This is a genomic window from Marinobacterium weihaiense, from assembly GCF_019061305.1.
GTDB classification, from domain to species: domain Bacteria; phylum Pseudomonadota; class Gammaproteobacteria; order Pseudomonadales; family Balneatricaceae; genus Marinobacterium; species Marinobacterium weihaiense.
Genome location: NZ_JAHQZT010000027.1, coordinates 22,749 through 33,432, shown reverse-complemented (window position 1 = coordinate 33,432; position 10,684 = coordinate 22,749). Strand labels below are relative to the sequence as shown.

Annotated in this window: 13 protein-coding genes; 11 read left to right on the top strand and 2 right to left on the bottom strand. The window is 61.1% G+C overall.

The genetic code is table 11. The features are described 5' to 3' along the window. Positions 1 to 567: chemotaxis protein CheW (locus tag KTN04_RS14565; RefSeq protein ID WP_217335961.1), on the top strand; the 567-nt coding region annotated here is incomplete at its 5' end. A gap of 58 nt (positions 568 to 625) precedes the next feature. Beyond that, complete coding sequence (locus KTN04_RS14560; RefSeq protein ID WP_254262581.1) at positions 626 to 1,057, top strand: DUF2802 domain-containing protein; 432 nt, start codon at positions 626 to 628, stop codon at positions 1,055 to 1,057. Here KTN04_RS14560 and KTN04_RS14555 read toward each other — a convergent pair. Together KTN04_RS14555 and KTN04_RS14550 are read right to left on the bottom strand one after the other, a co-directional pair. Continuing rightward, a complete protein-coding gene (locus tag KTN04_RS14555) occupies positions 1,051 to 1,335 on the bottom strand; it encodes an EscU/YscU/HrcU family type III secretion system export apparatus switch protein (RefSeq protein WP_217335960.1) in 285 nt (94 codons plus the stop codon). The two genes, KTN04_RS14560 and KTN04_RS14555, sit on opposite strands and share 7 nt — an antisense overlap. After that, a complete protein-coding gene (locus tag KTN04_RS14550) occupies positions 1,332 to 3,458 on the bottom strand; it encodes a flagellar hook-length control protein FliK (protein WP_217335959.1) in 2,127 nt (708 codons plus the stop codon). Before KTN04_RS14550 ends, KTN04_RS14555 begins: the two co-directional genes overlap by 4 nt. A gap of 165 nt (positions 3,459 to 3,623) precedes the next feature. Between KTN04_RS14550 and ccmA the strand changes: the two genes are divergently transcribed. From ccmA to ccmI, 9 genes are read left to right on the top strand one after another with little or no spacing between them, the layout of a single operon-like run. After that, positions 3,624 to 4,265, top strand: coding sequence for a cytochrome c biogenesis heme-transporting ATPase CcmA (gene ccmA / locus KTN04_RS14545; RefSeq protein WP_217335958.1), 642 nt, complete (start codon positions 3,624 to 3,626; stop codon positions 4,263 to 4,265). Between the two features lie 38 nt (positions 4,266 to 4,303). Then, positions 4,304 to 4,975, top strand: coding sequence for a heme exporter protein CcmB (gene ccmB / locus KTN04_RS14540; protein WP_217335966.1), 672 nt, complete (start codon positions 4,304 to 4,306; stop codon positions 4,973 to 4,975). A 13-nt stretch (positions 4,976 to 4,988) separates the two neighbouring features. Further along, on the top strand, positions 4,989 to 5,744 hold the full coding sequence (locus KTN04_RS14535) for a heme ABC transporter permease (RefSeq protein WP_305799481.1): 756 nt from the start codon (positions 4,989 to 4,991) through the stop codon (positions 5,742 to 5,744). Positions 5,745 to 5,751: 7 nt separating this feature from the next. Further along, a complete protein-coding gene (gene ccmD, locus KTN04_RS14530) occupies positions 5,752 to 5,931 on the top strand; it encodes a heme exporter protein CcmD (protein ID WP_217335957.1) in 180 nt (59 codons plus the stop codon). Next, positions 5,928 to 6,389, top strand: coding sequence for a cytochrome c maturation protein CcmE (ccmE, locus tag KTN04_RS14525; protein ID WP_217335956.1), 462 nt, complete (start codon positions 5,928 to 5,930; stop codon positions 6,387 to 6,389). The genes ccmD and ccmE overlap by 4 nt, the downstream gene beginning before the upstream one ends. Then, a complete protein-coding gene (locus KTN04_RS14520) occupies positions 6,389 to 8,344 on the top strand; it encodes a heme lyase CcmF/NrfE family subunit (protein ID WP_217335964.1) in 1,956 nt (651 codons plus the stop codon). Before ccmE ends, KTN04_RS14520 begins: the two co-directional genes overlap by 1 nt. Positions 8,345 to 8,353: 9 nt before the next feature. After that, the gene (locus KTN04_RS14515; protein WP_217335955.1) at positions 8,354 to 8,905 is read left to right on the top strand and encodes a DsbE family thiol:disulfide interchange protein; all 552 of its coding nucleotides are present in this window, start codon (positions 8,354 to 8,356) and stop codon (positions 8,903 to 8,905) included. Continuing rightward, positions 8,902 to 9,411 (top strand): cytochrome c-type biogenesis protein, encoded by a 510-nt coding sequence (locus tag KTN04_RS14510; RefSeq protein WP_217335954.1) that lies wholly within the window; start codon positions 8,902 to 8,904, stop codon positions 9,409 to 9,411. Before KTN04_RS14515 ends, KTN04_RS14510 begins: the two co-directional genes overlap by 4 nt. Further along, on the top strand, positions 9,408 to 10,652 hold the full coding sequence (ccmI, locus tag KTN04_RS14505; RefSeq protein WP_217335953.1) for a c-type cytochrome biogenesis protein CcmI: 1,245 nt from the start codon (positions 9,408 to 9,410) through the stop codon (positions 10,650 to 10,652). Before KTN04_RS14510 ends, ccmI begins: the two co-directional genes overlap by 4 nt. Positions 10,653 to 10,684: the final 32 nt, after the last annotated feature.

The window sequence follows — 10,684 nt, the reverse complement described above, 5'->3', positions numbered from 1 at the left end:
GAGCCAGAGCCAGAGCCAGAGCCAGAGCCAGAGCCAGAGCCAGAGCCAGAGCCAGAGCCAGAGCCAGAGCCAGAGCCAGAGCCAGAGCCAGAGCCCGCCCCCATGGTTGCCATGCCAGTGCCGGAACAGGCGGCTCGGCTGGGTACAGAGGTCAACTGCATTCTTGTGGACATGCACGGCCTCAAGCTGGCGATTCCCTTCGATCGTGTCGATGGATCACTGCATCTGGTCGACTTGGCGCTGGAGCTGGATGGACCTGACTGGATGCTCGGACGCTTCGGAGCAGAGCCGGTATGGACCCGTATCGTTGATACGGCGCGCTGGCTGATTCCCGAACGCTACCGCCCGGAGTACTCCAAATATTCGGAAGTCGTGATTCTGCACGGGCGGCGCTGGGCACTGGCCTGTGATGAACTGGTGCAGTCGGTGCGCATTCCAACGGCCGAGATCAACTGGCACCGGGACAAGCACCATCGCACTTGGCTATTGGGGACTTATATGCCCGAACGCTGCGCCATTCTGGACATTGATCAACTGCTGATCGAGTTTGAAGCCAACAGCGTTTGAAGGCGGTGAACCTGCGTCGATAATCGGTTACACTGGCGGTTTTCCTGCGGGATCGTAATTGGATCTGGGTGCGCGTGTGGTTGAGTATTCACTGGTGTTCATGCTGTTTTTGACCCTGGTGGCCTGTGTGGCTGCTGCGGTGTGCATTTACGCCCTGGTGCGGCTCAAGCGTCAGGAGCGCCAGCACCAGGCGCTGATCAATGTGCTGCGCAACGAGATTCGCGCCATGACCAATGGCTCCATCGGCATGGGAAAGCGCCTGATGGCCATCGAGCGCAAGCTCAATATTACGGTGGAAAAACAGCAGGAACTGGAAAACCGCGACCCCGGCGTGCTGGCCTACAACCAGGCGGCCAAACTCATGGAAATGGGTGCCTCGGTGGATGACTTGGTGCGCAACTGCGGCATCGGGCGGCCTGAGGCTGAATTGATGGCCCTGCTGCACCGGGAGCTGCACAGCAGCGAGATGCTGCCTGAGCAGCGTCACTGATTTGACTGTTCACGCTCCGCCTTGAGGCCATAGGCAAAGGCGATGACCTCCGCAATGGCCCGATACAACGCCTCGGGAATTTCTTCGCCCAGCTCCATCCGAATCAATACTTCGATCAATTCAGGGCTCTGGTGAATGTGAATGTCGTGTTCCTCGGCCAGTGCCAGTATCTGCTCGGCAATCAGCCCCTGCCCCTTGGCGACCACGCGGGGTGCGCCAGGCTTGTCCTTATCGTACTTGAGGGCAACGGCACTGCGTTCGGGGCGATCATCACTCATGTGTGTACATCCACCAGGCGACGCTGGATATCGGTCAGACGGGGCTGAGTGGGCTGGCCCTGGTGGGCCTGCAGCTGATCGATCAGGAAACCGCGCTCATGCAGGTCGGCGGCAAAGTCATCCAGCCGGCGCTCAATCCGGCGCAGTGTATCAGCCTGTTGCGCCCAGAAGTTCAAGTTAAGGCGCCAGCCCTCATGCAGGCTCAGGCGGGCATCGACACTGCCCTGTTGAGGCAGGTCAAAGTGCAGCGCCACGCTCCAGAAATGCTCGGTCTCGTCAGTGTCATGGGGGGAGGGCCGGTGTTCACGAATCGTCATTTCGGCAGTCTCGTGCCGGTCGGCCTGGCGAATCGGCAGGTCAAGCCGAAAAACCCGTTCCTGTCCCCCGTCCGGAAGCTCTTTGGAGGCTTGCAAGCTGCTGAGCTGCTGACTGGTCGAGCGTGCCTGCAGTGAGTCCACCAGACGCTGCATCTGCTGGCGGGCCTCGGGGGGGAGCTGTTCGGCGGCTTTCATCAGTTGTCCCAGTTGCTGCTTGATGTCGACCTGCGCCTTGTCGCTGCCGCCGGACTGTGCCAGGCGCGCCTCTGTCATCAGGCCGCCCTGCTGCAGGTTGCGCTTGATGGCCTGGTCGGCGTCTGGGCTGTCGGGGGTCACGCTGAACAGGTTGAGCATTGACTGGACCATCTGTCCGATACTGCTCTGGGCGCGGACGCTGGGCGTCTGGCTCAATTGTACCAGCTGGTTCAGGGCATCGCCGAAGGGCAGTTGCTGCGGCAGCGCCTCACGCAGGGCCTGCTGAATGGCGGCCTGTTGCCCGGCGCTCTGGGGCGCAGGGGGCGTGGCGGTCGCCTGCGGCTGCATTTGAACGGACTGGCTGTCGGTACGGGTCAGCAGCACCGACTGACCGGCCTGCAACGGACGGTTACTGGTCAGCTCGATCGGTTGACCGGCCAGCTGAAGTTGCACCTGGTGCTGGACAAGGGGGCGGGGTTGCTGTTGTCCCAGGGCTTGCAACAGGGCATTGCCGCTGTGGCGAATACCCGCAGGGGGAGTTGCGGTGGGCGACGTTGCCGTGGCGGTTGCATTGTTCGCAGTAGGGGGCGTGCCCGCTCGTGATGCGTCAACACCGGATGCTATTGGTCCGGTGCCCGCTGGTCCGGGGCCAGCTGGCTTGGGCCCTGTCGGGTCGGGCGGGGGAGGGTTAGGCGCGGCGCGATTGGCCTGCGGCGGCGCCGAGCCTTGAGTCGCAGGCGGAGTGGGCGGTGGAGGGGGGGCAGACGGCTGCGCGGTGGGCGCGGTGTTGGCTGTCCCGCTGGTTGTAGCCGGCGGCGTGCTAGCAGTCGTACCTGTGCCGCTCAGCGGGTTGGCGGCCGTTGCCTGGCTTGCGCCTGCTGAGGGTGCGCCTGCTGAGGGTGTGCCGGCTGCAGTTGATGGGTGAGGGGGGGCTGCGGGTGTTGCTCCGGAAGCAGGCTGTCCAGCGGGGGCGGTTGTTGCCGGGGGAGATGGTGACAACTGGCTGATCTGCTGCAGCTGGGCGCGGAATACCGTCGTTTGAGCCTGAGCCTGAGCCTGAGCCTGAGCCTGAGCCTGAGATTGAGGGGGCGCCGAATTTTGGGTGGCCCCCTGGTTTTGAGCTTGAGTCGGCGTGGCGGGCGCTGCGGAGGCCGCAGATGCTGGGCCAGGTGGGGGCGCTGTGGCGGGGGCCGTTGGTGTGGGCGTCGTACTCTGCTGCTGCCCCCCGGCCGCCGTGGAGGGCGAGGGCTGGGGGGTAGAACTGATCACCCGTGCCGGGCGCGGCGTATTCAAGGGTAATTGCTGTTGCAGATGTTCGGCTTGAGCGGTCGGTATCTGCAGCAGCAGGGCACGTGCTGGGGCCGGAGGGGCTGTTTCTGCACGCATGGGCTGCGGCAATGACAGCTGCAGCTCGCCGGCCGGAGTGCGGCTCAGGTTGATGCGGTCACCGGTAGCGAGTGGCGCCCGAGTCAGCAGCTCCAGCAGTCGATTGTTGGCTTCAACTTGGATTCGAAAGGCGGTGCTGTTGCCGTTGTTGCTGCTGACCTGTCTGACCACGGCCGAAAGCTCGCGGCCACCGGCGGGCAGCAGCTGCTCAAGTGTTGTCGACAAGGCGGTTCGCCCGGTGCCGGCACTGGTCGTAGTGGATGACGTGGGTAGCACCCTTGTCCCCCCTTGATGGGTATAAAGTTGAGCCTGACGGTGGTTAGCCAATCTGTATATAATGGCGCCTTTCGTCATTATCGACCAACACTGCATTTTTTAAAGGGTTTTGGCTTGTCTGAACAGCTGTTAACCGTCAAAGGGCTCTTCTGCGAACGCGATGATCGTGTGCTGTTCAGCAACCTGAATTTTGCCCTGCACGCCGGTGAAATCGTCCAGATCGAGGGGCAGAACGGCAGTGGCAAGACTACGCTGCTGCGCATACTCAGCGGCCTGTCGCGTCATTATGAAGGTGACATTTGCTGGCGCGGCGAACCGGTCGACGAGGTGCGCGAGCAGTATTGCCGCGAGCTGCTGTATTTCGGGCATCAGGCCGGGGTCAAGGCGGTGCTGACGCCGGAAGAAAACCTGCGCTGGTATGCCGCCCTGAGCCCGTCCATCAATGCCCACGCCATTGCTGATGCGCTGTGGCAAGTCGGTCTGCGCGGCTACGAAGACGTGCCCTGTCACTCGCTGTCAGCGGGGCAGAATCGCCGTGTCAGCCTGGCACGCCTGTACCTGAGCCAAGCCCCGCTGTGGATTCTGGATGAACCCTTTACCGCGATCGACAAGCGCGGCGTGGCCGCCAAGGAACAACTGTTGCTGCAGCATGCTCGGCGTGGCGGCAGCGTGTTGCTGACCACTCATCACGAGCTGGGTATTCAAGGGCCGGTACGCAAAATCAATCTGGACCAGCTGGCAGGAACTTCGACATGACAATGAAGACTAATTCCGGGCAGCCGGCAGAAATCGGCATGGCTGGCTTGTTTGCGGCGACTTGGCGACGCGAGTTCCTGTTGTCGTTTCGGCGCAAGAGTGACCTGGTCAATCCGCTGATCTTTTTCCTGATGGTGGCAACGCTGTTCCCGCTGGGGGTCAGTCCCGAGCCCGGGTTTTTGTCGCAACTGGCGCCCGGGGTGGTGTGGGTTGCCGCCCTGTTGGCCACGCTGCTGTCGATGGATGCATTGTTTCGCTCCGATTACGAGGACGGTTCGCTGGAGCAGTTGTTGCTCAGCCCTCAGCCGCTGTTCGTGGTGGTCCTGGCCAAGGTGCTGGCACACTGGGTGATGACCGGGCTGGCGCTGACCCTGATGGCACCCCTGCTTGGCTTGATGCTGTTTTTGCCGGCTGAGGGCATGCCGGGGTTAATGCTGAGCCTGTTGCTGGGGACGCCGACGCTGAGCCTGGTGGGCGCCATTGGCGCCGCACTGACCGTCGGCTTGAAAAAGGGCGGGGTGTTGATCTCCCTGCTGGTATTACCGCTGTATATCCCGGTGCTGATATTCGGGTCCAGTGCCGTGCAGGCGGCGGTGACCGGACTGCCGCTGGGCGGATATCTGGCATTGCTGGGAGCCTTGCTGGCGCTCGCGCTGGGGCTGGCCCCACTGGCTATCAGTGCTGCCTTGCGGATCTCAATCAGTAGTTAAAAGAAGAGACATTATGGCCGAGAAAAAATGGATGCCGCGCTGGTTCTACCAACTGGCTTCTCCCCGCTGGTGCTATCAAATTACCGGCAGTCTGTTGCCTTGGTTCACAGGGGCGGCACTGCTGCTGTTGATTGGTGGCACGATCTGGTCGCTGGCGTTTGCGCCGGCTGACTACCAGCAGGGCAACAGCTTTCGCATCATCTACCTGCATGTGCCCTCGGCCATTCTGGCGCAGTCTGCGTACATGCTGATGGCCGTAGCCGGTGCTATTGGTTTGATCTGGAAGATGAAGGTGGCTGACATGGTGCTCAAGTCTGCCGCGCCGATCGGGGCCTCCATGGCGGTGCTGGCACTGGCCACGGGAGCGATCTGGGGTAAACCGACTTGGGGCTCTTGGTGGGTCTGGGATGCGCGCCTGACCTCCATGCTGATTCTGCTGTTTCTGTATCTGGGGGTCATGGCATTGAACTCGGCGATCGAAAACGAGTCCACTGCTGCGCAGGCATCGGCCGTACTGGCGCTCGTGGGGCTGGTGAATATCCCGATCATCAAGTATTCGGTGGAGTGGTGGAACACCTTGCACCAGCCGGCCACGTTCAAGTTGACGGAGAAGCCGGCCATGCCGGCTGAGATGTGGCTGCCGTTGCTGGTGATGGTGATCGGGTTCTACTGCTTTTTCGCCGTCAGCCTGATGCTGCGGTTGAGGAACGAAATTATCTGGCGCGAGCGGCGTACCGGTTGGGTACGCGAGCTGCTGAAAAAACAGTGAGGTCGTGGTGAGTTTTAACAGTTTCTCGGAGTTCATCGCCATGGGCGGTCATGGCATTTATGTCTGGCTGAGCTATGGCCTTGGCCTGGTTATTCTGGCCGCCAATTGGCTGGTGCCCAAAGTCAGCCGCGATAGGCTGCTGACTGAGCAGAAACGTCGTTTGCGTCGCGAGGAGGAAGCACGATGACACCGAAACGTAAGCAGCGCCTTATGCTGGTGATGTTCATAGTGGTCGGCGTCAGTGTGGCCGTTGGCCTGACACTGTTCGCGCTGAATCAGAACATCAACCTGTTCTATTCGCCGACTCAGATTGCGGCCGGTGAAGCACCCCAGGATACGCGCATCCGTGCCGGCGGTATGGTTGTGGAAGGTAGTATCAAGCGCGATCCGGAATCGCTGTTTGTCAGTTTCGATGTGACTGACTACGACAAGACCGTGACCGTGGAGTACGTTGGCATTCTGCCGGACCTGTTCCGTGAGGGGCAGGGGATTGTTGCCCAGGGCGCCCTGAACGAGCACGGTGTGCTGGAGGCCGTTGAAGTGCTGGCCAAGCACGATGAAAACTACATGCCGCCGGAAGTGGCAGAAGCCCTGGCCAAAGCGGGCAAAATGCCGATGCCGGAAGGTCAGGAGTTCAATAAATGATTATCCCTGAACTGGGTGAGTACACCCTGATTCTGGCACTGTGTTTCGCGGTTCTGCTGGCGACTGTTCCGATGGTAGGGGCCAGTCGTGGCAATGCGTTGTGGATGGATTTTGCCCGCCCGCTCAGCAAGGGCATGTTCTTGTTCACTCTGATCAGTTTCCTGTGTCTGAGCTGGTCCTTTCTCGACAATGACTTTTCCGTGGTGTATGTCGCCAGCAACTCCAATACGGCTCTGCCCTGGTATTACCGCCTGAGCGCCGTCTGGGGCGGTCATGAAGGCTCGCTGTTGCTGTGGGTGCTGATTCTGGCGGCCTGGACGCTGGCGGTGGCGATCAAAAGCCGTAATTTGCCACAGGACATCATTGCCCGCGTGCTGGCGGTGATGGGTTGGGTCTCGATCGGTTTCTATCTGTTTATCCTGTTCACTTCCAGTCCGTTCGAACGTTATTTGCCGGGCTTCCCGCAGGAAGGTGCGGACCTGAATCCGTTGCTGCAGGACTTCGGTCTGATCGTGCACCCGCCGATGCTGTACATGGGTTATGTCGGCTTTGCCGTATCTTTTGCCTTTGCCATCGCGGCGCTGCTGAGCGGGCGCCTGGATGCCGCCTGGGCACGTTGGTCACGTCCCTGGACGTCAGTGGCGTGGGCGTTTCTGACCCTGGGCATCGCACTGGGCAGTTGGTGGGCCTATTACGAGCTGGGTTGGGGCGGCTGGTGGTTCTGGGACCCGGTTGAAAACGCTTCCCTGATGCCTTGGCTGGTGGGTACTGCCCTTATCCACAGCCTGGCCGTGACCGAAAAACGCGGCGTGTTCAAAAGCTGGACTGTGCTGCTGGCAATCTTTGCCTTCTCGCTCAGTCTACTGGGTACCTTCCTGGTACGTTCCGGTGTGCTGACGTCGGTACACGCCTTCGCCTCCGATCCTGAGCGCGGTTTGTTTATTCTGATCATGCTGGCGGTGGTGATTGGCGGCTCCCTGCTGCTGTATGCCATCCGCGCCGGGCAGATGCGCAGTGAGTCCTCCTTCGGGCTGCTGTCGCGTGAAAGCCTGCTGCTGGTGAACAACGTGTTGCTGGTCGTATCTTGCGCCATGGTGCTGCTGGGGACCATCTACCCGCTGATCGTGGACGCGCTGGGCATGGGCAAGCTGTCCGTGGGCCCGCCGTACTTCAATGCCCTGTTCGTGCCGCTGATGGCGATCATGCTGGTGTTCATGGGGGCCGGGGTCGTCAGCCGCTGGAAGCAGACGCCGATGTCCATGCTGGTGCATCAGCTGTGGCTGCCAGGGCTGTGCGCGTTGGTACTGGGGCTGGCAGCAACCTGGCTGTACGCGGGTGAGCTTCAGGCCTGGGTCACTATTGGTCTGGTACTCGCCTGGTGGGTGGTACTGGCAGGGGGCCGTGATCTTTACAACCGCCTGCGTCATCGCCGTGAGAAGCTGGCTGGACTGCTCAAACAGACACGCAGCTACTATGGCATGGTACTGGCGCACTTGGGTGTAGCCGTGCTGGTGGTCGGTGTGGCACTGGTTTCCATCTACAGCGAACAGCGTGACATGCGCATGCAACCGGGCGATTCGATCACCTTCCGTGACTACACCTTTATCTATGAAGGCAACCGTCATGTCGAAGGCCCGAACTACACGTCAGATCAGGGTCAGATTCGGGTTATGCTCGATGGCAAAACCTATGCCGAAATGAAGCCTGAAAAGCGCCTGTACACCGCGCGTGGTAACGTCATGACCGAAGCCGCTATTGATCCGGGCTTCACCCGTGATCTCTACGTGGCACTGGGTGAACCGCTTGAAAACGGCGCCTGGGCCGTGCGTGTTCAGTACAAGCCCTATGTGCGCTGGTTGTGGCTGGGTGGCCTGCTGATGACCTTTGGCGGTCTGCTGGCTGCCTCGGATCCCCGCTATCGCAAGCGTCGTGCCATTGCGGCCGCTACAAGCTGAGAGGTTCAGATGAACAATCGCAAACTGTTGGCTTTCATTCCGCTGGCCCTGTTTCTGCTGCTGGGCCTCTTTCTCTGGCGCGGGCTGTCGATCGATCCGACCGAGCTGCCCTCAGAGCTGGCGGATAAAAAGCGCCCGATACCGGCGTTCGAGCTGCCGTCGCTGACCGAGCCGTCACGGCTGCTGACACCGGACGACCTCAAGGGTGAAGTGGCGCTGTTGAATGTCTGGGCCACTTGGTGTCCGACCTGTAAGGAAGAGCATGGCTTCCTCAATCGTTTGGCACAGGATGAAAACGTCACCATCTACGGCATCAACTACAAGGATGAGCCGGGCAAGGCGCGCGAGTGGCTGCGCCGTTATCTCAATCCCTATCAAAAGGTGGTGCTGGATCAGGACGGTAGTCTGGGCCTCGACATGGGTGTGTACGGTGCGCCGGAAACCTATGTTCTGGATCCGGAAGGGCGTGTGCGTTATCGCCACGTTGGCGCAGTGGATGCCGAGGTCTGGAAGACACTGAAACAGGTCATGGCCCAGGTGGAACAGGAGAGCCGCTCATGAGAGCCCTGCTGATGTGGCTGATGCTGCTGGTGCCGCTGTCGGCGCAGGCAGCCATTGATGCCTACGAGTTTTCGGACGAGCAGAAGGAAGAACGCTTTCAGCAGCTGACCAACGAACTGCGCTGTCCCAAGTGTCAGAATCAGAACATCGCTGATTCGGATGCACCGCTGGCGGCGGACTTGCGGCGCGAGGTGCACCGCATGCTCGAGGCGGGTGAACCGAACGAGAGCATCATCGACTTCATGGTGACGCGCTATGGCGATTTCGTGCTGTATCGGCCGCGGGTCAACGAAACCACCTGGCTGCTCTGGTATGGCCCCTTTGTACTGCTGGGCATCGGCATTCTGGTGGTGGTGCTGATCAGCCGCAATCGTCGCCAGAACAGTGCATCCACTAGTGAGGCCACGCCGCCTGCAGCGCCGGGCCGTTATCAGGCCAGCGACAGCCTCAGCACCGAAGAGGCGGAACGCCTCAACAAGTTATTGCAACGGGATTCTGACCAATGATCAATCTGTGGATCGGCATTGGGGTACTGACCCTGATCGCCATTGCCATCATGTTCTGGCCGTTGCTGCGGTATCAGCGCCGTAGCCGTGCCGAAGCTGTCGACCGCCAACAGCAAAACGTGGATATCTTCCGCGAACGGCTGGCCGAGCTGGAGCACGAACGTGCGCAGGGCACGCTTGCGGATGCCGAGTTCGCGACGCTGAAACTGGAGCTGGAACGCAACCTGCTGATCGATGCCGAGGTGGCGCCACAGACATCCAGCCCGCGTCGTCCTGTAGGGCAGGCACAGCTGGTGACGGTCACACTGCTGGCGCTGATGATTCCCGCCGCTGCACTGGGACTGTATAACCATCTGGGGCGAGCCGATGACCTGGCGGTGGCGCTGAACATGCCGGCACCGGGTGACGGCCAGCAGCCAACGCTGGAGCAGGCTGTGGCTGCGCTGGAAACCCAGCTGGCCAATGACCCGGAGAACCCGGAAGGCTGGTACCTGCTGGCCAATACGCACATGAATGCCGGTGACTACGCCGCCGGTGTGGACGCCTTCCGTCAAGTGCTGAACTACCTGCCTGAAGAGGCGCCCCAGTATGCCAGTGTCATGGGACAGCTTGCGCAGGCCATGTATTTTGCGCGTGACGGGGGGATGGATGATGCCGTACGGGCCCAGATCGACGCCACTTTGATGCGAGAGCCCTACGAAATTGCCGCCCTGGGGTTGCTGGGCATCGACGCCTTCGAACAGCAGAACTACACCGCGGCCATCGAACATTGGCGCAAGGCATTGATCAACGCCGACGGTCAGGCGGCCGACTCCCTGCGCAGCGGTATCCAGCGGGCCCGTGATGAACTGATCGCGGCCGGCCAGCCGGTACCGGATCTGCCCGAACTGGCGGAAGCCAGCATCGTGCTGCAGGTGGCACTGTCGCCGGAGCTGGCGGCGCAGGTGGACCCCGAGCAGACTCTGTTTATCTTTGCCCGTCCGGTAGGTGGCCGCATGCCGCTGGCAGCGGTCAAACGCCAGGTCAAGGATCTGCCTTTGGAAATCGAGCTGACCGACGCCATGGCCATGACGCCCCAGGCGCGCCTGTCATCCCATGCTGAAGTGGAAGTCAGCGCCCGAGTCAGCCTGTCCGGTCAGCCTCAGCCTCAGGCCGGCGACCTTCAGGGTCTGGTGGCGCCGGTTGCTACCACAGGCAATTCCGAGCCTGTTACACTGGTCATAGACCAAGTGGTACAGTAATCTTCGGCGTTTCATCAACGGGGTAAGGCGAC